The 25337-nt window shown below is 58.4% G+C and carries 21 protein-coding genes; all 21 read left to right on the top strand.

What is annotated here, in order from left to right:
• Window positions 1–7 precede the first annotated feature (7 nt).
• The 21 genes from G453_RS23690 to prsR all read left to right on the top strand — a co-directional run bounded on the left by G453_RS23690 (window position 8) and on the right by prsR (window position 25276).
• Window positions 8–1795 carry an ABC transporter ATP-binding protein gene (locus tag G453_RS23690; protein WP_169725326.1) on the top strand — a complete coding sequence of 596 codons (1788 nt, stop codon included), beginning with the start codon at window positions 8–10 and terminating at the stop codon, window positions 1793–1795.
• A gap of 31 nt (window positions 1796–1826) precedes the next feature.
• The gene (locus tag G453_RS0111685) at window positions 1827–3101 is read left to right on the top strand and encodes a polysaccharide pyruvyl transferase family protein (RefSeq protein ID WP_027191216.1); all 1275 of its coding nucleotides are present in this window, start codon (window positions 1827–1829) and stop codon (window positions 3099–3101) included.
• 12 nt (window positions 3102–3113) lie between these two features.
• Window positions 3114–4127, top strand: coding sequence for a glycosyltransferase family 2 protein (locus G453_RS23685; protein WP_051272352.1), 1014 nt, complete (start codon window positions 3114–3116; stop codon window positions 4125–4127).
• A gap of 21 nt (window positions 4128–4148) precedes the next feature.
• Window positions 4149–5474, top strand: a complete 1326-nt coding sequence (locus tag G453_RS0111675) for an O-antigen ligase family protein (RefSeq protein WP_043645555.1) — start codon at window positions 4149–4151, stop codon at window positions 5472–5474.
• Window positions 5468–6088 carry a GNAT family N-acetyltransferase gene (locus G453_RS0111670; protein ID WP_027191214.1) on the top strand — a complete coding sequence of 207 codons (621 nt, stop codon included), beginning with the start codon at window positions 5468–5470 and terminating at the stop codon, window positions 6086–6088. The genes G453_RS0111675 and G453_RS0111670 overlap by 7 nt, the downstream gene beginning before the upstream one ends.
• Window positions 6089–6149: 61 nt before the next feature.
• Window positions 6150–7310 carry a glycosyltransferase gene (locus G453_RS23680; protein WP_169725325.1) on the top strand — a complete coding sequence of 387 codons (1161 nt, stop codon included), beginning with the start codon at window positions 6150–6152 and terminating at the stop codon, window positions 7308–7310.
• Window positions 7307–8452: a glycosyltransferase gene (locus tag G453_RS23675; RefSeq protein ID WP_051272351.1), complete on the top strand. Its 1146-nt coding sequence runs from the start codon at window positions 7307–7309 to the stop codon at window positions 8450–8452. Before G453_RS23680 ends, G453_RS23675 begins: the two co-directional genes overlap by 4 nt.
• A complete protein-coding gene (locus tag G453_RS0111655) occupies window positions 8445–9554 on the top strand; it encodes a glycosyltransferase family 4 protein (RefSeq protein WP_027191213.1) in 1110 nt (369 codons plus the stop codon). Before G453_RS23675 ends, G453_RS0111655 begins: the two co-directional genes overlap by 8 nt.
• Before the next feature lie 13 nt (window positions 9555–9567).
• Window positions 9568–10656 (top strand): GT4 family glycosyltransferase PelF, encoded by a 1089-nt coding sequence (gene pelF, locus G453_RS23670; RefSeq protein ID WP_084502265.1) that lies wholly within the window; start codon window positions 9568–9570, stop codon window positions 10654–10656.
• 22 nt (window positions 10657–10678) lie between these two features.
• Window positions 10679–11452 carry a class I SAM-dependent methyltransferase gene (locus G453_RS26320; RefSeq protein WP_051272349.1) on the top strand — a complete coding sequence of 258 codons (774 nt, stop codon included), beginning with the start codon at window positions 10679–10681 and terminating at the stop codon, window positions 11450–11452.
• Window positions 11449–14118, top strand: coding sequence for a beta-L-arabinofuranosidase domain-containing protein (locus G453_RS0111640; protein WP_027191212.1), 2670 nt, complete (start codon window positions 11449–11451; stop codon window positions 14116–14118). Before G453_RS26320 ends, G453_RS0111640 begins: the two co-directional genes overlap by 4 nt.
• Before the next feature lie 99 nt (window positions 14119–14217).
• Window positions 14218–15243 carry a polysaccharide deacetylase family protein gene (locus tag G453_RS0111635; RefSeq protein ID WP_027191211.1) on the top strand — a complete coding sequence of 342 codons (1026 nt, stop codon included), beginning with the start codon at window positions 14218–14220 and terminating at the stop codon, window positions 15241–15243.
• Window positions 15236–16435 carry an ATP-grasp domain-containing protein gene (locus tag G453_RS0111630; protein ID WP_027191210.1) on the top strand — a complete coding sequence of 400 codons (1200 nt, stop codon included), beginning with the start codon at window positions 15236–15238 and terminating at the stop codon, window positions 16433–16435. The genes G453_RS0111635 and G453_RS0111630 overlap by 8 nt, the downstream gene beginning before the upstream one ends.
• Complete coding sequence (locus tag G453_RS27210; RefSeq protein ID WP_328285398.1) at window positions 16432–17037, top strand: acyltransferase; 606 nt, start codon at window positions 16432–16434, stop codon at window positions 17035–17037. Before G453_RS0111630 ends, G453_RS27210 begins: the two co-directional genes overlap by 4 nt.
• A gap of 18 nt (window positions 17038–17055) precedes the next feature.
• Window positions 17056–18135, top strand: coding sequence for a polysaccharide biosynthesis protein (locus tag G453_RS0111625; RefSeq protein ID WP_027191209.1), 1080 nt, complete (start codon window positions 17056–17058; stop codon window positions 18133–18135).
• 27 nt (window positions 18136–18162) lie between these two features.
• Complete coding sequence (locus tag G453_RS0111620; protein ID WP_027191208.1) at window positions 18163–19311, top strand: NAD-dependent epimerase/dehydratase family protein; 1149 nt, start codon at window positions 18163–18165, stop codon at window positions 19309–19311.
• Window positions 19308–20294 (top strand): NAD-dependent epimerase/dehydratase family protein, encoded by a 987-nt coding sequence (locus tag G453_RS0111615; RefSeq protein ID WP_027191207.1) that lies wholly within the window; start codon window positions 19308–19310, stop codon window positions 20292–20294. Before G453_RS0111620 ends, G453_RS0111615 begins: the two co-directional genes overlap by 4 nt.
• Before the next feature lie 4 nt (window positions 20295–20298).
• Window positions 20299–21177, top strand: a complete 879-nt coding sequence (locus tag G453_RS0111610; protein ID WP_169725324.1) for an exosortase/archaeosortase family protein — start codon at window positions 20299–20301, stop codon at window positions 21175–21177.
• Window positions 21174–21806, top strand: coding sequence for an exosortase C-terminal domain/associated protein EpsI (locus G453_RS0111605; RefSeq protein ID WP_043645553.1), 633 nt, complete (start codon window positions 21174–21176; stop codon window positions 21804–21806). Before G453_RS0111610 ends, G453_RS0111605 begins: the two co-directional genes overlap by 4 nt.
• 9 nt (window positions 21807–21815) lie before the next feature.
• The gene (gene prsK, locus G453_RS0111600; protein WP_043645552.1) at window positions 21816–23906 is read left to right on the top strand and encodes an XrtA/PEP-CTERM system histidine kinase PrsK; all 2091 of its coding nucleotides are present in this window, start codon (window positions 21816–21818) and stop codon (window positions 23904–23906) included.
• Window positions 23903–25276, top strand: coding sequence for a PEP-CTERM-box response regulator transcription factor (gene prsR, locus G453_RS0111595; RefSeq protein ID WP_027191203.1), 1374 nt, complete (start codon window positions 23903–23905; stop codon window positions 25274–25276). Before prsK ends, prsR begins: the two co-directional genes overlap by 4 nt.
• Window positions 25277–25337 lie beyond the last annotated feature (61 nt).

Below are 25337 nucleotides of genomic sequence, written 5' to 3'. Positions count from 1 at the left end.
CCGGAAAATGTTTCAGATACTGACTCGGCGCGAACGCCTGAGTCTTCTCGTGCTCATGGTCCTGGTTACAGGAATGGCTGCGCTGGACGTGCTGGGTGTGGCGTCCATCATGCCGTTCCTGACTCTGGCGGCCAATCCCAACGTGATCACCACCAACCGCTGGCTGGCCAAGGCCTACGAGCTGAGCGGAGTGGACGGCGTGACCGCCTTCCTGATGCTGCTGGGCGGCGTATCCCTGGGGCTGCTGGTCTTCGGCAATGCCTACAAGGTGCTGACCACCTGGCTGCTGCTCCGGTTCATCCAGATGCGCAACCACTCCCTGGCGCGCAGGATGCTGCTTGGCTACATGCGCCAGCCGTATGCCTTCTTCCTCGACCGTTCCAGCAGCGACCTGGGAAAGAATGTTCTCCAGGAGACCGGCACGGTGGTGAGCGGCGTGCTGACCCCCTGCGTGGAGATCGTCTCGCGCCTTGTGGTGGCGGGCGCGCTGGCGCTGTTCCTTTTTCTCGTGGACCCCGTGCTGGCTCTTTCCATGCTTGCCGTCGTGGGATCGACCTACGCCACCATCTTCGCCCTGGTGCGCCGCAAGCTCGGCAAAGCCGGTGAAATCAGAAGCTCAAGCATGCGCCAGCGCTTCAAGATGGCCGGCGAAGCCCTCCAGGGAATAAAGGACATCAAGATCCTAGGCAGGGAGGCCTACTTCCTGGAGCGGTTCTCGCGCGCGTCCAAACAGCTCGCGGAAGGGATGGCCTTCAGCCAGGTAATCTCCCAGGTGCCCCGGTTCGCCATGGAGACCGTGGCTTTTGGCGGCCTGATGGTGATCGTGCTGTACAGTCTCGTGGTGAGCGGGAACCAGGCTGCGGAGCTGCTCCCCATGATCGGGCTTTACGCCTTCGCCGGGTTCAGGCTCATGCCGGCCATGCAGCAGATATTCAACGGGGTGTCGGTCCTTCGCTACCATCAGTCAGCCCTGCAACTCCTGGTCGAGGACATGGAGCGCCTGGGGCAGGAAGCCCTGGAGAGCCCCCTGGAAACCAAGGCCGCAGCCAAGCTGTCCTTCGAGAAGAATATTGAGATCGACGACGTGTTCTTTTCCTACGACGGCACAAAGGACGTCCTCAAGGGCCTCAGCCTGGAGGTGGCAAGGAACACAACCGTAGGCATCGCCGGTTCCACGGGTGCGGGCAAGACCACCCTGGTGGACCTGCTGCTCGGACTGGTGGAGCCTGTCGAGGGGACGGTTCGCGTGGACGGGGTGGCATTGACCAGGGAGAGCCTGCGTAACTGGCAGCGCAACATCGGCTACGTGCCCCAGGTCATCTTCCTCTGCGACGACACCATGGCGGCCAACATCGCGTTCGGCGTACCCGAGGACGCAATCGACATGGAGGCCGTGATCAGGGCAGCCAAGATTGCCAGCCTTCACGAATTCATCACCAAGGAAATGCCGCAAGGGTACGCCACCAACATCGGGGAACGGGGGATACGCCTCTCCGGCGGGCAGCGGCAGCGCATAGGCATCGCCCGAGCCCTCTACCACGACCCCGATGTCCTTGTTTTCGACGAAGCCACGAGTTCCCTCGACGGCCTCACCGAGGCTGCGGTCATGCAGTCCATCGACCGCCTCGCCCGCAAAAAGACCATCATCATGATCGCCCACAGGCTCAGCACGCTGAGAAACTGTGACGAGGTCTTCGTGTTGGAAAACGGGCGCGTGGCGGAGAAAGGCCGATACGAGGACCTGATCTCCACGGGATCGAAGTTCGCCGTCATGGCCACGCAGCACAAGGCATAGCGCGGTGCCACCAATGAAAGCGGAGCATGAAATGAAGATCCTCGTGGACAATTCCGGGTATCACCTGCGCAATCTCGGCGACGCGGCCATGTTGCAGGTCGGGGTTTCCCGCCTGCGGGGACTCTGGCCCCGCGCGCGCATCAATGTCCTGACCCTGGACCCGCAGGCATTACGCAGGCTCTGCCCAGAGGCCGAGCCGGTCCCCGCGAAGGGCAAGATGCTGTTCAACGCCCTGGGCAACCTCATCCCAGGTGCGCTCAAGAACAAACGCTCCGGGCTGGCGGCGCGCCTCAGCGACATGTACTCCGAGGGCCTGAGCGTGTTGCCCCGGGGCGGTCTGGCCCTGGCGAAACTTCGCGGTGCGTTCAAGAAGATCGATACCGGGGTTGTGGACGAGTTCTTCACCGCTGTTTCGGAAGCGGATGCCGTGGTGAGCACGGGAGGAGGGTTCGTCAACGACGAATTCGAAGGGCACGCCCTTGAGACGCTGGCCCTGTTGCGCATGGCCCAGCGCATGGGGAAGCCTACCGCCATGTTCGGCCAGGGGCTTGGGCCGATCACTTCGGCCCGGTTGCACGCAGCAGCCATGCGTGTACTGCCCCGCCTGTCCTATCTCGGGCTCAGGGAGCGGCTCGGCGGTGAAAAGCTGCTCAATTCGGTTGGCGGCGCGCCCAGACGCTGCCTCATCACGGGTGACGACGCGATCGAACTGGCCCTTCAGGCGAACGGCAAGGCTCCGGGAAGCGCGATCGGGCTCAATGTCCGGGTGGCCGCTTATTCCGGAGTGAGCCATGAAGACGCCGTGCGCATCGCCGGAGTCGTGACCCGCACTGCTGGTGAGGCGGGCGTCGGCGTCGTGCCGTTTTCCATCTCGATCCACGACCAGGACTCCGACCTCAATTCCCTGCGCCTCTGCGGGCTGGACGTGGAATCCGGCGGAGCCAGCCGGGCGCAGTCTCCCGCCGATGTGATCGATGTGATCGGGCAGTGCGCCGTGGTGGTCACCGGCAGTTACCACGGAGCCGTGCTGGCCCTGTCGCAGGGAATCCCCGTGGTCGCGCTGGCGAAGTCCGCCTACTACCGCGCCAAGTTCGACGGTGTGGCCGACATGTTTCCGGGGGGAGCTGAAGTCGTCCTGCTGGACTCGGAATATGAAAACCGCCTGGAGAACGCGCTTGGCGTCTCTCTGGGGCGGGCCAGCCTCTCCAGGGAGGCGTTGTCGGAGTCCGCGCGCTTGCAGGTGCGCAACGGCCAGGCAGGCTATGCAATGTTCAAGGAAATCGTGGACAGCCGGAGCGGGCGTTAACTGGTGACAGGCATGAGGGATACAGCACCACGCCTCACGGTTCTGCTGCCTGTCTTCAACGCCGCGCCTTATCTTGGCGAGGCGGTGCGGTCGGTGCTCGGGCAGAGCTTCGCGGATTTCGAGCTGCTCGCCATTGACGACGGGTCAACCGACGAATCGTTGGACATCCTGCGCTCCTTTGACGACCCCCGAATCCGCATAGAGCGCAACGACGTCAATCTGGGGCTGATCGCCACGCTGAACAAGGGGCTTGATCTGGCGCGCGGGGAGTACGTCGCCCGCATGGACGCGGACGATGTGGCCATGCCCCGGCGACTTGAAACGCAGGTGGAGCTGCTGGACGGCGATGCAGGGCTTGGAGCCTGCGGAATGTTCATCAAGACGTTCGGATTTGGGCGTCCCAAGGTGCTGCGTTACCCCGTCAGCAATGAGCAGGTGCAATGCCACCTGCTTGGCTACACGCCCATGGCGCACCCGTCTGTGATGTTTCGCAAACAGCTTCTTGATCAGCACGATTTGCGCTATGATCGCAATTTCCCCCACGCGGAAGACTACGACCTGCTGGAGAGGGCGTCGCACTATTTCCGCCTGGCCAACATTCCAGAGGTTGGACTGCGTTACCGGCTTCATGCAACGCAGGTGAGCCGCGTCCATTCCGATATCCTTCAGGACAGCGTCGCCAGGATACGCTCACGCCGGATGAAGCTGTTCCTGCAGGAAGAGTACAGCGAGGCCGTACCAGGCATGCTCGAACTGTTTTTCAACACAGGTCGCAATGTCACGTTGGACGATGCCTCAGCAGTCAGAAGCTGGATCGACATCCTCATGGGCAGGAATGAGCGCATAAGAATATTTGGCGATGCGGAGTTGTCGGATTTCTTGGCTGCAAGATGGATTAATATGTGCAACAGGGTTCCCAGGAAAGGGATGCATCTGTGGAAAATGTATAGTTCTCTTCCTTTTGGTAGAAGTGGAGCAAGTTCTATGTTTGACCGGTTCAAGCTTTTTGCAAAGTGTATACTGTAGTGAAGTTGATGAAATATATTTATGAATAATCCAGCAGGTTCGTACTCTCGGGGGAAGCCCAAAGGCCTGAACCGTGTTTCAGGCGGCGCTGACTCGGCGGGAAAGACCGTCAAGGAAGGACGCGTCCGCCGTTATCTGCGTGAAAGCGACAGTCCGCTCAGGCTCTTCGGTGCTTGCGCCATGGTGCTGGTCAACGTGGTCCGCGTTCAGGAACTGCACCTGGCGCTGGTCGCTCTCAGCATCGGGAAAATCGTTACGGCGCTGAGCGTGCTGTTGGTCTTCTCGACAACAGCGCAGCAGGGTGTCCGGCCGCTCATGTCTTTTCCCCAGACCAGGCTTTATCTGGGGATATTTGTCCTGGCCGCCCTGTCCGTTCCCGGCGGGGTTTGGCCCGGAATGAGTTTCAACTATGTTGTGAACGTTTTGCCCAAGATGGCCTTTTTCTACTACTGCCTTGTCCGCTTCGTGCATTCCGAAAAGGATTATCTCACGTTGGTGAAGGTGTTTTTGATCGGCGTGGCATTCTACGCTCTGCTGTCGTTGTTTTCGGGGCGTGAACGGTTTTCGGCAGGTTATACATATGACCCGAATGACATTGGGATGGTGATGTGCACTGCCTTCCCCCTCGCCTATTACATGCGCAAGGCTGTGGCGGGAAAAATGGCAAAGCTTATGTGGCTCGGATGCGTCTGGATGATTTTCATTGGAATAATGTCCACAATGTCACGAGGCGCTTTCATAGGTATTTGTGTAATAATCCCTTATTGTTTGCTTCGGGATAAGGCTGTCGGGAAGTTCAAGTCAGTCATTCTGTTGTGCGCTGTTGCGTTGATGTTTGTTTTGTTTGCTCCGGAGAGTTATTTAGACAGGGTGTCCACCATACTTAATCCTGAGAAAGACTATAACTACACGCACCAGGCTGGACGGATAGAGGTGTGGAAGAATGGGATTTCCATCGCAATCAAGAACCCTTTCCTTGGTGTCGGAGTACAAGGATTCGTCGCGGCAGAAGGGCAACAGCATGATCTCGGAGCATGGAAGGCAGCCCATAACTTCCTGATCCAGATGGCGGCCGAACTTGGTTTCGGAGGCCTCATCCTCCTGCTGTCTCTTTTGTATGTCTGCATTCGTGACGTGCGGCGATTGCAAACAAGCGCATACCAGCTGTCGTCCCGTGTGGTCGATGTGGTTGTTGGTCTGGAAGGTGCATTTTATGGTTTTATTGTGACGGCAATGTTTTTGTCGCATGCCTACTCTGGCGTCATGCTGTTCCTTGCCGCACAATTGGTCATTCTTCAGCGTATTTCTTCACTTCGTACAGGGTATTGCAAGGAGAATGCATGCTGAAGAGGCTGTGCTCGCTCAAGACCTTATCGAGTAGTCTTGAATCATCCTACGGGACGGGTGTGCAGAAATACGTGAAGTTTCTGTATTACAGCATATTTCGGATTAATACTTTCGTCGTGATGTTCGCCGACAAGAATTCGCTGGCAGGATACGCAGACATGTTTCCGGAACTGGACTGGAAAGAGATCAGCCTGAAGTTGCTGGATAGCTACAGGCAAGGAAAACAGCTTCCCAGGGAGTACCATGTGGACGAAATGGGCTGGTCCAGGCGCTGCTTCGGCGTATGGGAAGACGGGACGCCCTGTCACATCCACTGGGTTCACCAGGGCGAGGATCACAGCAGATTCCTGAAACTTGGCGACGCGGATGCGGAAATAAACCATATCGTCACCATGCCCGGGCAACGCGGAAAGGGGCTGTGCGCCAAGGCGATACGGCTCACTCTGCGGCAGCTGTTCGATGAAGGGGTAGAGCGGGTCTATTCCGTGGTCCACTCGGAGAACGTGGCTTCCTGCAGGGCTTTGGCCAAGGCTGGAATGCGGCCCCTCATGACGTTGCATTCCGTTGGCCCGTTTAATTTTAAAACCCGGCCCTGCATTGCGGGCCAGGGGTGATATGAAGAATATCCTCGTCATAACCGCCAGAGTGCCTGTTCCTCCTGACGACGGATGGAAGATGCGCACCTCCGCCCTCATCCGGGCGCTCGCGTCTCGCGGCAACCATGTGGACTTGTTGTCGTATTCGGGCAGTGACGCCGATGATGCGGACCTGGACGCCCTTTCGGGCGTATTGCGGACGGTCAGGTCCGTGCGTCGGAGCAAGGCCTATTCGCCGGTGGATCTCTTGCGCGGCTTGATTCTCCCCGAGCCTTTCCCGGTGTTCAACTACCGCCAGGACGATTTCGCCCGTGAGATCGAGGCCATGGCGGCGCAGCATGAGTACGACGCCGTACAGGTCGAAGACGTGGTGATGGCCCAGTACGTCCTCAACCTGCCGTTCCCCTTGAAGGTGCTGGACATGCATAACGTGGAGTCCAGCCTCATGGCCCGGTTCGCCCGCCAGGAGCGTTCCCCCGCGAAATCGCTCTATGCCAGGATCACCGCCGCCAAGTTGGAGCGTTACGAGCGCGACGTCACCCGGTTTTTCGATCTGGTCACGGTCTGTTCGGAGCAGGACAAGGCGCTTTTGATGAGCATGGGCGTCACCGCCTCCATGGAGGTCATCCCCAACGGCGTCTGGTGCGACGCCTACGATTCCGGCCAGGCAGCGGCCCAGGACAACGAAATCGTGTTCGTCGGGCGTATGGACTATCACGCCAACGTCTCCGGCGCGCATTTCCTGGTGGATGAGATTCTCCCCCACCTGCTCAAGTCCTGTCCGGGAGTGCGCCTTTCCATCGTGGGCAAGAATCCCGGCCCGGCAATTCGCGCCATGGAAGGACCCAACGTGGCGGTTTACGCTGACGTGCCGGAGGTCGCTCCGTACTTGGCCAGGGCTGCCGTGGTGGTTGTGCCGTTGCTGGTCGGCGGTGGGACGCGCCTGAAAATCCTGGAGGCCATGGCCGCAGGCAAGGCGGTCGTGTCCACGCGCATCGGCGCGGAAGGGATCGAGGCGGTGGAGGGAGAGGAAATCTCGCTGATGGATTCTCCGAGTGATTTCGCGGCAGAGGTGGCGAGGTTGCTGGGCGATCCCGGAGCGCGCATGCGGATGGGGGCAGCCGCCAGGGACATGGTTTCCAAGCGTTACGACTGGGATGTGGTCGGGGGGACCCTGGACCGTTGCCTGACAAGCTTCATGTCAGGCCGTGTTCACGACGGCGCGAGGGGACGGGCATGAGAACTGTCCTGGCCATGATCGCGGCGGACAGGGCGACCGGTCCTGTGAACCAACTGGTCCAACTGGCCGGACAGTTCCGCAGGCTGGAGGGCCGCCGCATCATCTTCGCCTGCACCTGGCCCCGGGGTGTCGGCCACCCGCCGCTGTTCGACGAGTTGCGCGGCCAGGGGCATGAGGTGCACGTCCTGTCCCAGCGCTTCGCCTTTGATCCGATGCTTGTGTCCCAGACCGTGCGGCTGCTCCGCGAGACGGGAGCATCAGTTCTCCAGACTCACGGATACAAGCCCAACGTGCTCGGGCTTTTCCTGAGCAGGCTGACCGGCACCCCCTGGGTGGCCTTCATTCACGGAGACACCAACGAGAACGCCAAGGTCCGCTTCTATTTCAAGATGGAGCGCTTCTTCGCCCGGCGTGCCGACCGGATAGTGGCCGTATGCGAGGCCATGAAGAAGCGGCTCGTGGGGGGCGGCTTCCCGGAAAACCGGACCGTGGCCGTGCCCAACGCCCTGGAAATCAAGCCCGGGGAGGGCGACCAGCCGGGCCTGTCCCGTGAGACTTTCGGGTTGGGCGCATCCGACACGGTTCTTGGCGTGGTGGGACGGTTCAGCCCGGAAAAGGGGCACGCAGTATTTCTGGAAGCGCTGCGCCTTGTGAGGGATCGGCGCGCGGGCATCAAGGCGCTCCTGGTCGGAGACGGGCAGGAGGAGGCGGCCCTGCGCGACTTCTGCGCCGCGAACGACCTGTCGGACAGCGTTGTCTTCGCGGGATACCAGAAGGATGTCGCTCCGTTCTACCGGCTCATGGATGTCCTGGTGATCCCCTCGTTCAGCGAGGGCATGCCCAACGTCGCGCTTGAGGGCATGGCCGCCGGATTGCCGGTGATCGCCTCGGCGGTGGGCGGCGTGCCGGAAACGGTCGCGGACGGTGTCACGGGACGTCTTGTCCCGGCCGGGGCGCCTCGCGCGCTGGCTGACGCGGTTCTGGAGTTGGCGGAGTCGCCGGAAAAGGCCAGGGCCTGGGGGGAAGCAGGGCTTGAGCGCCTGCGGGAGATGTTCTCCCCCGGAGTCCGGGCCAGGCGGGTGGATGCGGTGCACACGGCCGCCATGAACGAAAGAGGCAGGGGGACGCTGCATCATGGATAAGAAGAAGCTGTTTTTCATCAACTATCTCGTATGGACGCCGGGTACTCCCAGCTATAGATACAAATACGAGCTGTTCTCCCGCTGGTACAGCGGCACGATGATGCATCTGGCCTCAAGGATCGCAGAGGTCCAGGCCGGGGATTTCCGGTTCTTCTCGTACAAGTATCACAGCAACATCATCCGCAGGCAGTTGGGATACGTGGTGCATTGCCTCAAGGCAGCCTGGAAGGTGAAGCCGCTGGATTACATCATCGCCTACGATCCGGGCATATGCGGCCTGATAGGCCTCCTGGTGCGCGCCGTCGCGGGCGGCAAGCTTGTCATAGAAGTGAACACCGACCACCTGTTCAAGCGCAAAGAGGTCAGGCAGGGGCTGTCCACGCGCATCGCCGAGGCCGTCAAGATCGCGCTGATGCGCTTCACCCTGCCCAAGGCGGACGGGATCAAGTTCATCAACCAGCCCATCGCCAAGAGCTATCGGGAAAAATTCGGGCTGTCCGAAAATACTCCCAAGCAGATTACGTTCTATTCCTACATAGCCACCCAGATGTTGACCAGGACCGACCGGCATGACCCCTACATCCTGCTGGTGGGGCACCCGTTCGACATCAAAGGCGTGGACATACTGATCAAGGCGTTCCAGCGCATCAGCCCCCGGTATCCCGACATCACGGTGAAGATCATCGGGCACTGCCCAGACATCCAGCCTTACAAGGATCTGGCGGCCGGAAATCCCAACATCGTGTTTCATGAAGGCATGCCGCACGTACAGGTCGTCTCGGAATTCGCAAACTGTCTCTTTTACGTGTGCGCGTCCCGCACGGAAGGCATTCCCCGCGTGATCATCGAAGCCATGACCTGCGCCAAGGCGGTGATCGGCACCAGGGCGGGAGGCATTCCGGAAGTGATCGAAGAAGGCGTCACCGGGCTGCTGTTCGAACCCGAAAACGACGCAGACCTGGCCGACAAGATGCTCACGCTGCTGAACGACCCTGATGCGCGCACGAAAATGGGCGAGGCCGGGGCGGCCAGGGCCGCGTCCTGCTTCTCCCCTGAAAATTACGTGAACATCTACCGCAAATTCCTGGATTCGCTGGGCTAGGAGAGAGTCGGTAATGGCTGGCAAAAGAATAATGCAGATCGTCTACTCGCTGGGCGTGGGCGGCTCCGAGATGGTGGCCCGCGACATTGCGCTGGGGCTCAAGGGCCTCGGGTGGGCGAACGCGGTCTGCGCGCTGGAGCGGGGCGGAGCGTTGCAGCCCGAGCTTGAGCAGGCCGGCGTCGAGACCTTCGTCTCGGGCCGCAAGACCGGAGTGTTGGGGACGATGTTCAAGCTCCATCAGGCGATCCGCGCGTTCAGGCCTGACGTGGTCCACACCCATCACCTGTACGAACTCTTTTATGCCTGGCCTGGGGCACTCCTCTGCGGAGCAGGGATCGTTCACACCGAGCACGAGTATTTCTCCCTGGAGAACGGCAAGGCGAGGTTCTTCATCCGCGTGCTTTCCCGCCTGTGCAAGCGCATTACGGCTGTGAACCGGGAGACTGCCTCCTACCTCGAAAACCTTCTGGGCTGGCCCAAGGGCCGGGTGGCCACCATAGTCAACGGCATTGATCTCCAGGCGTTCGGGGAAGCGCGCCCGGACAGGGCGCCCCTTGGGCTTTCCGAGCAGGATAGGGTGGTCGGCATCGTGGCGCGCCTGGAACCCGTGAAGGGGCATGACGTGTTGCTCACGGCGTTCGCCCGGGTGCTTGAAAATATTCCCGATGCCGTACTGCTCGTGGTGGGGGAAGGCTCCCGCCGCCAGGAACTGGAACGGCTGGCGGAGAGCCTTGGAATCTCCCGGCGAGTCCGTTTCCTTGGGATACGCCGGGATGTGCCGCAGCTTCTGGCCGCCATGGACGTGATGGCGCTCTCCTCCCTTGAGGAGGGGCTGCCGGTGTCCATCCTCGAGGCCATGGGCGCGGGGCTGCCGGTGGTGGCCAGCGCGGTGGGCGGCATTCCCTCGGTTGTGCGGGATCTCGAGACCGGAATGCTGGTTCCTGCAGGCGACGTCCAAGCCCTTGCCGACGCGCTGGAGCGGGTCCTGAGCGACGCCGGACTGGCTCGCGCAATGGGTGCGGAAGGATTCAGGCTGGTAAGCGGCAAGTACGGGGCCAATGCCATGGTCCAGAGTTACAGGGAAATCTACGATACAATCTGAATAATCTGAGGCGGGTATTGCCTTGAAATCACAGACTCAAAACGTACGTTCGTTTTACGATAAAGACTCGAAACGCTACCGGGACGACCGCTACGACGGCGAAGGCTGCGAGCAGTTCTCCTATCGCAGCCGCACGGGCATCGCCCTGGAAATGTTGCAGGGCACTTCCGGCAGGACTCTGGACGTAGGCTGCGGTCCGGCCATCTATACCCGCTCCCTCTCGGAGCTGGGGCATCGTCCCGTCAGCGCGGACCTGTCCATCGAGATGCTCAAGCACGCCAGGACCCTGGCAGGCCCTCTGCCCGGCGCATCGTGGGCCAATAGCGAGGTCGAGAAGCTGCCGTTCCGGGACGCCTCCTTTGACAACGTCCTGGCCATTGGCGTGCTGGCTTACGCGTCCGATACGTTGTCCGCCCTCACCGAGCTGGCCAGGGTCCTCAAGCCCGGCGGCACGCTCATCACCCAGTGTTCCAACACGCTGGCCCCGGCTCCCCGGTTGGTCAAGCTCAAGGACAAGGCGCTGCAGGCGCTCGGCCTGCGGGAAAAGCCCGCCTACGGCTTCCGCATGGCTGCGCATTCGAGGGCGGCTTTCCTGGAGTTGGTGCACCGCGCCGGACTGGAACCGCTTGAGGCGCGCAGCTATGCCTTCAGGCTACCGTTCCTCGAAAAGTTTTTTCCGGGCGCGGCCCTGCGGATTATGAAAATCGGCCACGACGCGTTCAGCAATTCGCGCGTGTTTCACTGGCTGGGCGAAGGCTACATGGTCAAAGCCCGCAAGAACGGCAGGCCGTTATGAAAAGACATGATACGATCGTTGCGCTCTTGGCACGTGCAGCCTTTGCGGCGCTCACACTGATGTTGGTGTCAGGGCTGGAGCACGCGGTGGCGGCGGACGTGAAGCTCACCGTCACCAATCCCGGTCAGGCGAAGTACGCCTCGTTTCCGGTGACCTCCGGAGTGCCTCTGTCGCAAGACCTTGGCGTGAAGGACGCGAGCCGGATGGCGGTTCTCGACTCTCGCGGCAAAGCGGTTCCGGCCCAGTTCCGGGTCCTCTCCCGGTGGGGGCGTCTGGATGACCTCAATGCGCCTGTTCGCTGGGTCCTCGTCGACTTCCAGGCCGACCTGGAGCCCCGGGGAAAAGCATCCTTCACCTTGCGCACTGATGGCGGCGGTCCGGAGGCGGGCGGGCACATGGTCCAAAGCGGTCCGCAGGGGATTGAGGTGAACACCGGCGCCTTGAGCTTCAAGATCTCCAGGAAGGGATTCCGGATGCTGGAGGACGTGCGGGCCGGAGCGCTGAATCTGTCCGGTGGCCAGGATGGCGGACTGGTGATCGCCCGCAAAGGCTCGAACTACCTCTCTTCCCTGGGCGACAGCGAGGCAGTGCTGGAGGAGGATGGTCCCCTCCGGGCGGTCATTCGCGTGCGGGGCAATTTCAAGGACGCGCAGGGCAACGTCTTCACCGGCGGCGATGCACGGCCCAAGCCGCTTCATCCCAATGGTGAGCCAAGCAGCGAGAACCAGCCGATCCGTTATACGGCGCGCATCACGGCCTTCAAGGGCCAGAGCTTCGTCAAGGTCGAGACGACTTTGGAAAACACGGGGAACACCATCCACACGTTCTTTCCCGTCAACGACGTCTATCTGGACGGGTTCAGCGCGGTGCAACCGCTGCCGGCCGGGGAGCGCAAGGCTCTGTTCAGTGGCCAGAAGAAGACTGTCGATGCCGGGTCTGTCCTTCAGCTCTATAAGCTGGCGGACAAAACGGATGAAGCGAAGAATTTCAAGATCCTGGAGGCTTTTGGAGGGAAAAGCTCAGAGCACCTGGGCCGCTATCCCGGTTGGACGGTCGCTTCCGCCCAGGGGGGGGAGGTGATGGGGTTCGTGAAGGATTTCTGGGAGCGCTTCCCCAAATCCCTAGCAGTCACGCCCAAGTCGCTGGTGTTCGGCCTGTTGCCTGACAACCCGGCCATTGCCGACGAAGTCTGCGAATACACGAACCATTATTCCACCGGGCGGCATTACTTCAGCGCCGGGTGGCACATGACCGATGGGATCTGGTTGGACTTCAGGGCTGGCTCGGGAAAGCTCAATCCGGAAAACCAGGCCGCATGTTTTGCCGCGCCGCTGTTTGCGCTCTGCGAACCGCGCTGGTTCGCGCAGACCGAGGCCTGGAGCAAGGTCGCGCCCGCCGGGTTCCATGTCAAGGATCCGGCGGCGGACAAGGCCCTCGGCATCTATGAACGCATGGTGTCCATGCCGATCGACAAGACCAAGAGTGCGCAAGGCAAGGATCTTGAGCTTATGCGCGAGTCCCGTTCCCAGGACAGGACATGGTACGGCTGGGATAACTTCGGATGCCTTGCGCACGGCGGACTGTTCTCTTCGCTCATCTACGACTGGCCGTTCATCATGTGGCTGCAATATGCCAGGTCCGGCGACGAGAGATTCCGGGACAAGGCCATGGAGATGAGCGCCCACAGCATGGATCTGGATCAGATCCATGGTGGCCGCACCGACGGAACCCGGCATTGGGAGAAGCAGGGGCCGGAGTTTCTCTGCTGGCATCACAAGTCCACCCAGAATGCCGGAGCCATGCTTTCCCATACGTGGAACGGCGGCTATGTGCTGGAATACCTGATGACGGGAAACCAGAGGGCACTGGAATCTGCCACGCAGAGCGCTTCTGCGGCACAACGGGTCTTCAGCAAGGTGCTGGACGGCGGCGTCATGAAGATGAACCAGACCCGCCACCAGGGTTGGAGCATCCTGACACTGGTCAACCTGTACCGCGTGACAGGCGACAAGGCATTGCTGGAGAAGGCGTTGCGGATATTTACGGGCAGCCTGCTCTACACTGAACAGCTCCCCAACAAGCCGGGAAGCGCAGGGCGCGGGTATATAACGGAGGAAGAAAACAGCACTGGCCCGAACAGAGGGAGGGCGGTAGCCACGTATCAGACCTACCCCCTGGAACCGCTTTGCGAACTGCACCTTGAAGCATCCCGTACCGGCATGGATGTGTCGGAACTTGAGGCGTATATCCTGCGATGCCTCAATTTCCTGAAGACAACGGCTATTGTCGGCGGTGAGAGCAAGGGCGGAAAGTATTCAGTGCTTTCGATTTCCTATGGCACGGATCCAGACAATCCATCGATAAATATGGGTGGCCAACTGCATCACAACATTCTGATGTCCGGACCGTTCGCCTACGCGTCCGCGAACTTGCTGAAGAACGACCCTGCAAAGGCCAGGGAGTACTTCGAACTGGCACGCAGGTTGTTCGAGGATGTCATGTTCTACGGGTCCGTCCAGAAGGTCACCAAGGAGGATTTTCTTGATCGCGGCAAGATCGGTGAATCGAAGTGGCCATGGTTGCCTGTGATGCCGAAAGTGATGGGATGGATAGGGCGTGGCTCCCAGATGTACCTGAATCTGGAATACGTGAAAAACTCGAAATGATATGGCATGTTGGTCGGTATAGAGATGAGAAACCTGCCGAGTTGGCATATATTGGCAATGTGATGTTTCCGGCGTGCTGTTGCACGTCTGGAGGGCTTGATGAGTGCGCTTCGAAGTTTTCTGGCAAAGAGTCGAGTGTTCTCGACTCTTGACTCCATGCTCGGGCGCCATGGCGTCAAGGTGTTCATGTTGCACCGGGTGTGCGAGCGTACGCCGTATTGGCCTTCGCTGGACGCGGAGAACTTTGAGAGATTCATTAAGTATGTTGCCAAGAATTATACAGTTGTAGGGGCAGAAGACGTGTGCAGTGTGGTCAGTTCTGGATTGGCCAAAAGAAACAAGTATGCTGTAATAACTTTTGATGACGGATATATTGATTTGTATGAATGCGTGGCTGACGTCTTGAAGGAGAACGAGGTCAAAGCGACCGTATTCGTATGTCCGGCTGCCATCGGCTCGGGATATATAGATTGGGATTTGCTGCACCACGGAGATGCTCAAGGGGAAAGAAGGCAGGTCGATGCAGTGTTCGAGAGATACTATGAGACGCGCGTTTGTGGTCGCGGTCTCTGGGATAGGACGCGGCTGATGAAGGATGCCATCAAGTCTGCTCCGCATGAGGTGAGAAAAGCCTTCTTCGGTGAACTTCAGGAGGTCCTGGGGGAGCCGTCGGCACGATATCTCGCCACATGGGACCAGTTGCTGGAAATGGTTCGTTGCGGCGTCCTTACAATTGGAGCTCATACCATGACGCACCCCATACTTTCAAAGGTCGGCTTGTCGGAGGCCAGGGAAGAGATAGAGGTGTCCCTTGAAATGGTGTCGTCGGTTGTCGGGGCTGAGAGTGTCGCCTTTGCATACCCGAACGGAAGACCGCAGGACTATACTGAAGAGGTGCTCGGCCTGGTAGCGGCCTCCGGGAGTTGTGCTGCGTATACCACGACGCAAGGCGTGGTTCATACTGTCGATTCGCCTTATGAGCTGCCGCGCATCGATGTGACCATGGACTACTTCTCCGCCGACGGAGTTCGTCTCGATGGCCAGTACGCGAACGAGTTCTCTTCGGCCGCGTGGCTGGAGTTCGCCAAACTATGCACGAAGGCGAGGAGGTTGCTGCATGCATGAGTCTGGCAAGTCTCCCGTCGTCATCTGGGTGAACAGTTGGGCGTGGCCCAATATCATGGGCTTCCTGAAATCGTTCCAGGGGTGCGGGGTTCCTGTCTATGTCGCTGGAGAAGCAGAGGCTCTCAGCTATCTTCGAGGGAGTCTGTCGTGCGCCGGTTGTGTTGTGTTTGATTCGCAGGACCTTGGGGCGCGCGTCGACCAGATTTGTAACTGGGTTGCGCGTAGTGGGTTCAGTGGTCGCCCTCAGTTGTATCTGTTGTCGGACATGTTGATTGACCAATTGCTTGCATACAGATCAGTTCTTGAACGGCATTTTGTTTTGGCGACGCAAATTGATGAAATAATATACAATATTATTGATAAGTCGAAATGCATGGATATCGTATCTGCGGGTGGGTATAGGTGTCCAAAGTCGATGTATTTTGATAGTTCTTTGCGTATTAGTGAAAAATTACAGTCGTTGCAATTCCCAATTGTTGTGAAGCCTGTCGGTTACGTAAACAGCTTTGGGTTCAAGGTTTGCATTGCCAACGATTCAGAGTCAGCTGTTGAAGTACTGTCGCACCTTGTCGAGAAGGGTGTGTCCTGTGTTGCTCAGGAGTATATTGGCGGCGATGACAGTGATGTGTATATATACCTCTTTAACCGGACAAAAGAAGGGGGTTTTTTTTCTGATGCAGTGGTCAGAAAATTGTCTCAGAGTCCGGTTGGGGCAGGGATAATGTCACTTGGAGTTACTGTGGACGACGATGAGGTCGTGCGCATTTCCAGGGATATTGTCGGACTGTTCGGTTTCTGGGGTTCGGGCGGTGTCGAGTTGAAGCGCAACAATGGCGAGTTGTACTTTATTGAGTTCAATGCACGCTGTGAAGGCATTCATGGGATTTCACTCGTTTCAGGGGCGAATGTCGTAAAAGCGTGGTATGATTATCTTGATTCGTCTGTCGTGAGCAATGTTGTTCCTGCGCCCGGATCGTATTATCTTGATGAGTTCTCATTTTTCATGAGCATGAGGTCAGACCCCATGCGCTTAAGAAATCTCAAGGTTATTCTTTCTGCGTTCCTTCGCGGCAGGGTTTATCTTGCCTTGTTTTTCCTGCGGGACCCAGTTCCATTTGCTCGTTATGCTTTGCGTACTGTGTCTGTAAAAATGCATCGTCTCCTTTCGCGCAAAGGGAGGGGAGGACAATGAAAGGGTTACGGGAGTCGCTTAAGCGCATGTCCAAACGGATGGTGTCTTGGGTGTTTGTGGCAGTGTCTCTCCCTGTGTATATTTTGTACAGGGTGTCAAGGTGTGTGGTTCGGGATGAACGTGTTTTCTGTTCGTTTTCCCAGGCGTACAGCCTCGTGCCTGGTTTCCTTGGTGTCTACTTGCGAATGGGATTTTACCGGCTTGCTATTGATAAGTGTCCGGAGAACATCTGGGTAGGGTTTGGTACGTTCTTTACGACTGACAAGGTGGCTTTAGGGTCCAACGTGTATATTGGGTCCCGTTGTATTGTTTCAAACTGTAAGATTGGAGATGACGTAATAATCGGAAGTGGTGTGAGTGTTACGTCTGGCAAGGCCACTCACTCGATCGATGACTGTGAGTCGTTGATAAGGCTTCAAGGGTCCAACAAGATATCCGTTTCAATCGGAGATGACTGTTGGATAGGAAATGGCGCGATCATTATGTCGGATGTTAACGCGCATTCTGTGGTTGGTGCCGGTTGCGTGCATAACAAGACTTTTCCTGAGTATTCTGTCGTAGCCGGAAACCCTGCGAGACTTATTAGAAGCAGGCTTGGTTGATCTCAAGGAGCGCATGCGATGAATAACGCCTTCTTTAGTGGTAGCAGGGTGTTGGTGACTGGATGTTGCGGCACGGTTGGCAAGGAACTGGTCACGCAACTGATTACTAAGTACAATGTCGGCGAATTGATCGGTGTTGACAATAATGAAAGCGCAATGTTTTTTCTGGAACAGGAGTGGCTTGCGCATCAGAATAGTCACTTTTTCATGGGTGACATGCGTAACGTCAAGCGACTTGAGCAGCTGATGGATGGCGTGGACATCGTTTTTCACGCGGCTGCGTATAAGCATGTTGGTTTGTGCGAACGATCGCCCATGGAGGCCGTGGAGAACAACATCCTCGGTGTGCAGAACGTCATTGAGTCGGCAGTCGCCAATGGTGTGAAGCGGGTGATTTTTACAAGCTCGGACAAGGCGGTGAACCCCACCAACGTGATGGGCACCTCGAAACTGATGGGCGAGCGTCTGATGACTGCCGCCAATTGCAACCACCGTCGCGACGGGACAGTGTTCGCCTCCACTCGTTTCGGGAACGTGCTGGGATCGCGAGGGTCTGTCATCCCCATTTTCCGCGAGCAGATTCGCGCCGGAAAGCCTGTTACCCTGACCGATTCCGACATGACGCGCTTCATCATGAGCATCAGCCAGGCCGCGCGGCTTGTGCTTGATTCTGCGGCGATCGCTCGCGGCGGAGAGGTTTTCATTACGAAGATGCCGGTGATTCGCATCAAGGACCTTGCCGAAGTCATGATCAGGGAACTTGCCCCGCAGTACGAACGAGATCCAGCCGATATTCCTATCAAGATTATCGGCTCCAAGCCGGGCGAGAAAATGTACGAGGAGCTTATGAGCCTCGAGGAGACACGCAGGGCAGTCGAACTGGACTTGTATTTTGCTGTATTGCCGGCGTTTCAAAGCATCTATAGGCCGACAGAGTATGATTTCGAAGGCTTGGTGTCGAAGAATGTCAGCAACCCGTATAACTCCTGCAACGAACCATCCATGACGCAGGATGAGCTGAACCGCTTCCTTAAAGACAACAACCTGCTTGAGGAAACAGGTGGCTTTGCGCATCCCACTGAGCGCCACTGGCCGTGATGCAACAATAACATCAGGAGCATTCTGATGAAGATACTTATACTTGGCGGCGACGGCTATCTTGGATGGCCAACGGCGATGCATTTGTCTGAGAACGGGCACGAAGTTGCCTGTGCCGACAACTATTTGCGACGCACTGTCTGCCTGAACGAGGATGTGTCCCCGTTGTTTCCCACTCCTTCACTGCCGGAGCGGGCCGCACGCTGGAAGTCCGTATCGGGTAACGACGTCAAGGTCTTCATCGGAGATCTGACGCAATGGGACTTTGTAAGCGAAGTTTTCGGCGGTTTCAAACCTGACGCGATCGTTCATTACGCGGAACAACCGTCTGCGCCGTACTCCATGCTCAGTCGCAGGGCTGCCAGCCAGACGCTGAACAACAATCTGAACACCACGGCCAATTGCGTGTTTGCGGTCCGTGAGTTCTGTCCTAAGGCGCATATCGTCAAACTTGGGACCATGGGCGAATACGGGACCCCGGACATCGACATCGAGGAAGGCTGGCTGAACGTGGAGCACAAAGGGCGCACCCAGCGTTTCCTGTATCCCCGGCAAGCTGGCAGCCTCTACCATACGACCAAGGTCATGGATACGGACATGCTCTGGTTTTACGTCCGCACCTGGGGTTTGGCGGTGACTGACCTGATGCAGGGGCCGGTATACGGAGCCACCACGCCGGAGTCCGGAGATGACGAACGGTTGATGCCTTTCTTTAACTACGACGAACTCTTCGGAACGGTGTTGAACCGATTCGTTGTGCAGGCTGTTGCGGACATCCCTCTGACCGTTTACGGTTCAGGTGGCCAGATACGCGGATATTTGAACATTATTGATACGCTCAAATGCGTTCGTCTTGCATTGGAAAATCCTGCAAGTCCTGGGGAGTTGCGCATATTCAACCAGTTGACTGAGACCTTCAGCGTCAAGCAACTCGCCCGCATGGTGCAGGAGGCGGGCGCGGGCATGGGGTTGAATGTTCGTATCGAGAACATTGTCAATCCCCGTAAGGAAGCCGAGGAGCATTACTATAATCCGACCTATACCGGGCTCAAGGACTTGGGGCTGGAGCCGACGCTCCTCACCGGCGAGATCCTGCAATCCATGATGGCGCTGGCGCTCAGGCATAAGGGCAACATCCGCCGTGAAACCATTTTCCGGGGGGTCAAGTGGGCATGAACTGGCTCGTTACAGGGGGCGCGGGATTTATCGGTCGCAACCTCATAGCTTCCTTGTTGCATGAAGGCGGCCACGCCGTGCGGGTCCTGGACAATCTGACCACGGGAACCCGTGATGACCTGGCCAAGGTCTGCCGTTTCTCGGAGACAGGCCCTGCAGACGTATCCGCTTTTCCGGCTTCGGGAGAGGTGGAGCTCATTCCCGGCGACATTCTGGACGAAACCGCAGTGGAACGCGCCTTCGCCAACGCGGACTGCGTCGTTCATCTGGCCGCCAACACCGGAGTGGGGCCATCCGTGAAGAACCCCAAGTGGGACTGTCAGGCAAACGTGGTGGGCACCGTGAACTGTCTGGAGGGAGCGCGCCACGCGGGCGTGAGGCGTTTTGTCTTCGCCTCCAGCGGCGCTCCGGCCGGGGAGGCTCAGCCGCCAATTCACGAGGCGGTGGTCCCCCGACCGATTTCGCCCTACGGCGCCAGCAAAATGGCCGGTGAAGGCTATTGCTGCGCCTACCATAACTGTTTTGCCGTGCCGACCGTCTGCTTGCGTTTCAGCAATGTGTATGGGCCGTACTCAGGGCATAAGTCCAGCGTTGTGGCCAGTTTCCTCTCCAGGGCGCTCAAAGGGCAGCCCATGGAAGTGTTCGGCGACGGCGGCCAGACCAGGGACTTCCTGTACATTGACGACCTGGTCGAGGCGGTAAGGCAGTCCGCCACGAAGGATCAGGCAGCCGGAGAGACTTTTCAGATAGCCACCGGAGAGGAAACCACAGTGCTCCACCTGGCAAAGTTGTTGCGCGATGCGCTGGCTGCCGCGGGCGTGCCGGATGTGAGCGTCGCGCATGGGGAAATCCGCCAGGGAGATATGCTGCGAAACTATGCGGACACCTCGAAAGCGCGGCGTGTCCTTGGATGGAAGCCAATGGTCGGGCTTGAGGATGGTCTGGCCAGAACCGTTGCCTGGTTTGTCGGGCAGGGAGGGTAGCGTCGTGGAAGCGACTGAGCAGTCTCCTATTCTGCCCAACGTGGGGCTGACGTTGGTCCAGGCGTTGCATCGCTACAAGTTTCAACTGCTGTTCGCAGCCCTGCTGTGCGGGTACACCTACGCGCCCGTGGTGAGCGGCATGGTCAAAGTCTGGAGCATAGACGACAACTCGTCTCACGGGTTCATTGTCCCGTTCATTTCCGCCTACATCATCTACACGCGACGCAAGTCCCTCGCGGAACTGGAAGTCTCTCCGGCCTGGGCCGGAGTGTTCTTGCTGGGCCTGGGGCTGGCTCAGTTGCTGCTGGGCTGGCTGGCAACTGAGTATTTCACCACCCGCATGTCGCTCGTGGTGGTGCTGTTCGGCGCCTGCCTGCTGCTTTTCGGGACCAAGGTCCTGAAGGGGCTGTCCACCGCGCTGCTGTATCTGGTGTTCATGGTGCCCGTGCCGGCAATCATATACGACACGCTGTCGATGCCGCTCAAACTGTTCATGACCAAGGCCGCCGTGGCGGCACTGCATTTCGTGAACGTGATGGTTCTTCGGGAAGGCAACCAGCTGCTTTTCCCCAATATAACGCTGGAGGTCGTGGACGCATGCAGCGGTTTGCGGTCTCTGGTGAGCATGCTGGCGCTGGCCGTCGCAATCGGACTGCTTTTCGAAAAGAAGACGCTGAATATCGTTCTTCTGGCTGTCCTGGCGGTTCCCGTGGCCATCTTCGTGAACGCCATGCGTGTGTTCGTGACTGGCGTGTTGGCGCAGCACATCGGAGTCTCAGCCGCAGAGGGCTTCTTTCATGAGTTTACGGGAATGACCTTTTTCGCAGCTGGTATTGTCTTGCTGTTCGCGATCCATCTCTTGCTCAGGAAGATAAACGTATGATCAGCAGCTTAAAATTCATGACGCTCTATGTGCTGTTGGCCGCTGCTGCTTTCTTCATGGCGACGCACAAGGACAGCCCGACTCCGTTGGCTATCCCCCTGGAGGATTTCCCCACCGTGATCGGAGAGTGGCGCATGGTTGGAGACGCCCAGTTCGATGCGGAAACCTTGAAGATATTGCGTCCTACAGACTACATGGCGAGACGATACAAGAAGGCGGACGGCACGGTCGCGGACATCTACGTCGGTTACCACGATGGGGCGAGCAAGGCCGGGCCTCTGCATTCCCCTCGCAATTGCCTTCCTGGGTCAGGCTGGGTCGAGGTGTCCTCCGAAAAGAAGAGCATTCCCATTGCCGGCAAGGACCTGGACGCAGTGATGGCCGTGTACCAGCACGGGGAAGTGGCCGATCTGTTTATTTATTGGTTTCAGGTCGGCGGGAAGGTCGTCTCCAATGAATACGACCTCAAGATCAGCGAGGTGTTGAACTCCATCAAGAACAGCAAACGGGACACGAGTTTCATCAGGATATCGGTTGCCATGCCGGGCGATAAAGCCTCGGCTGCGGATAGCGCTACGGATTTTCTGCGTTCGATCCAGCCGGTACTTGTGAAATACCTCCCCTCGTAGGGTATCAATGTGACGTCAGGCCCTGTTCAAAGCATTCTGTTGTTACTTTGCGTAAGCCTTGCTGCCGCTCTGTCCCTGTCTCTGTTCTTCAGGCCAGGCTGGAAAGGCGTGCGGGGCTACGTGATAGCAGGCGTTTTTCTGTCTATCGGAGTGGATTGGCTGGGGGTCCTCGCTTCAAGCAATGAACGCGGGGTTGTCCTGACGGGCTTGTTCGTGGTTCTTGAGCTTCTGGGGGCCTTGGCCTGGCTTATGTTCAGCAGGCGTTACGCACGCCGCTCGGATTCCGTGCAAACAGAAACGCTGGGCTGGCCGACGGTCATCGTCGTGAGCATCGTGCTGGGGGGACTCCTTGGGCTCAGCGTCGTCTATCCATCATTATTCGTATCACCGGCGTCGCCGCACGTGGTTGGTGGGTTTGTCTTGTCAACGGTCGGTTTTGCCCTGCGGACCGTCAGCCTTGCGATAATGATCATGTGCCTGACCAGCCTGGAAGCAACCCTGGTCAACGCGGTCCATGGCCAGCGGTGGCGCATCAAGTATGCGATTCTCGGCGCGTTTGCCATCCTGGCCGCGCACATTTTCACCTTGAGCCTTGGCCTGCTGTATCGTGCAATCGATTTCAGCCTGGCTCCCGCCCGGCAGATCGGTTTCTGCGTGGGCATGGCGTTGATGCTGTATTCGGTGGTGTACCGGGGCGGAGAGAGCCCGGTGACCGTGTCCAAGCGTCTGGCGCGCACGTCGCTGGTGCTGTTTGGCGCTGGGGCGTACCTGCTCTTTCTGGGGGGGCTCGGTTTGTCCATGACCCTCACGGGAGGGGCAACCTCCAAGGCCATGCTGCTGGCGCTCGGACTCGTCGGCGGGGTCGGCATACTGGGGCTGTTGCTCTCCGACAGCTTCCGACGCCGTTTCACCAGGGTTCTCCAGCGCTACTTTTATAAAGAAAAATATGACTATCGCGTTCAGTGGCTGGTCTTTACCAAGCGCCTCGCCAATGCCCGCACACGTGAAGATCTTCATCAGGCCGTCCTGTTGGGGTTCTGCGAAACCTTCGGGATGGGGGGGGCGGTTCTCTACCTGAAAGAGTCCGAAAATGCGCCGCTGATTCCGGTCAGCAGGTGGGAGGTTCACCAGGAGCCGCCCAGGCTGGGAATAGCCCAGGTATTCGCTCAAAACGAAGCTGAATCCTCTTGCGCCATCGATTTGCGGCAGGGATTGGAGAACGTTGACGAGGACGTTGCATTGTTCTTTAGCGAGTCGAAGGCCATGTTCGCCGTGCCCCTGATGAAGGAGGACCGGCTGGATGGCGTTGTGCTCCTTGTCCAGCCCATGGATGAAAAAGAGGACTTCAGCCAGGAGGATTACGACCTGATGCAGGCGCTGGCCACGCAAGCCTGTTCGGCGCTCCTGAATCTGCGTCTGGCAGACCTGCTGTCCCAGGCGCGCGACATGGAGGTGATGGGCAAGGTTTCCACGTTCATCGTTCATGACCTGAAGAATCTGATTTACACACTCACGCTCATGACCGAAAATGCCAAGCGTTACATTCAGGAGCCGGAATTCCAGCGCGACATGCTGAAGAGTCTGGAGAACACCGTGGCAAAAATGCACATGTTGATCTCCCAATTGCGGCAACTCCCGACGAGGGAGAACCTGAACCTGGAAACTGCCGATATCGGCCAGCTGGTTGAAGACACGTGCAAGCACCTTCCCATGGAAGGGCTGCGCATCGTCAGCTCCTCTGTCGAGGCAGTCGTGGACAAGGCGCAGATTCACAAGGTCATACTGAATCTGGTCCTGAATGCCCGGGAAGCCAGCGCTGCGGGATCATCCATCACGATTGAAACCGGGGAAGACACCACGCCGTATTTCCGGATCACGGACAATGGCGCCGGGATGACCAGCCAGTTCATCACCGAGAACCTGTTCAAACCGTTCAAGACGACAAAGGCCAAAGGAATGGGAATCGGGTTGTATCAGTGCAAACAGATAGTTGAAGCTCATGGCGGGACTATAGAAGTCGTCAGCACCCCTGGGGAAGGGTCCGTGTTCACGGTACGTCTGCCTGCGCCTGCTTCGTTGGATGGTAAGGAGGCCGCATGAATCGCACCTTGCTCATAGTTGATGACAATGAGGATATCCGCCAGCAGTTGAAATGGGGGCTCTCTTCCGAGCCGTATCAATTGGTGTTTGCCCAGGACGTTGCGGACGCTCTTGAGAAATTTCGTCAAGCCTCCCCTCAAGTGGTCACTCTCGACCTGGGGTTGCCCCCTCGAACCGAGGACGCGTCGCAGGGGTTTGCCTGCCTGGAAGAGTTGCGCAAGAGAGCTCCGGCGTCGAAGATCATCGTCATCACCGGTTTCGAATCCCGGGAATACGCCCGAAGGGCTGTGGACATGGGGGCGTACGACTTTTTCCTGAAGCCCATCGACCTTGACGAACTCAAGGTCATGGTGCGCAGGGCGTTTCACCTCTACGACATCGAACAGGAGAGCACGTCGCCCAAGCCGGTCGTCGGCAGGAAGGCGACTCCAGCGGGTATTGTAGGTGAATCCGAGCAGATGCGCGAGGTGATGGAGAACGTCAGCAAGGTCGCGGCCTCGGATGTGCCGGTGCTCATCCAGGGCGAGTCAGGCACGGGCAAGGAGCTTATCGCCAGGGCCATCCACGAGCTTTCGCCAAGGAAGGCTGGGCCCATGGTGTGCATAAACTGTGGAGCCGTGCCTGAGAACCTGATTGAATCCGAATTTTTCGGGCATGAACGGGGCGCTTTCACCGGCGCGGTCTCCACCGTGCGCGGCAAGGTGGAATACGCAGACAAAGGGTTGCTGTTCCTGGATGAAATCGGCGAACTGCCGACGAACCTCCAGGTCAAGCTGCTGCGGTTTCTCCAGGAGATGGTCTTTCAGCGGGTCGGCGGGCGCAAAAATCTTGAAGTCAACGTCCGTGTCGTTGCCGCGACCAATATTGATATTCAGGAAGCCATGCGTGCGGGAACCTTTCGGGAGGACCTGTTCTACAGGATTGGCGTCGTCACCCTGAAGTTGCCGCCCTTGCGCGAAAGAGGGCAGGACGTGCTGCTGCTGGCCGAGCACTTCCTGCGCAAACACGGCGAAGGTCTTGGTGTGAAGAACAAGACATTCTCCAAGGACGCATTGGACGCCCTTGTTCGGCATTCCTGGCCTGGAAACGTTCGCGAGTTGGAAAACTCGGTCCGGCGGGCAGTGGTCATGTCGACGAGTTCTTCGATCACTTCGGCGGATTTCGGTTTTGAGCCTGTATTTGCCGGTGATTCGGTTTCGGCAATACCAACCGTGACCACACTGAAGGAAGCCAGGTCCATGGTTGAGAAACAGTTGGTCGAGGCCGCCCTGAGCAGGTCTGGCGGAAATATTGTGAAAGCAGCAGAAACCTTGGGTATCAGTCGGCCGACATTTTACGACCTGTTGAGAAAACATGGGATCGATCAGTAACGTCGGTCCTGGCTGTGAATGTCTTAGGATGGCGCGTCCGTACTCCAGGTGTCCTGTTGGG

The sequence above is a fragment of the Fundidesulfovibrio putealis DSM 16056 genome, assembly GCF_000429325.1.
GTDB classification, from domain to species: domain Bacteria; phylum Desulfobacterota; class Desulfovibrionia; order Desulfovibrionales; family Desulfovibrionaceae; genus Fundidesulfovibrio; species Fundidesulfovibrio putealis.
The sequence above is the reverse complement of the archived record's forward strand: the minus strand, read 5'-3'. Positions and strand labels throughout refer to the sequence as shown.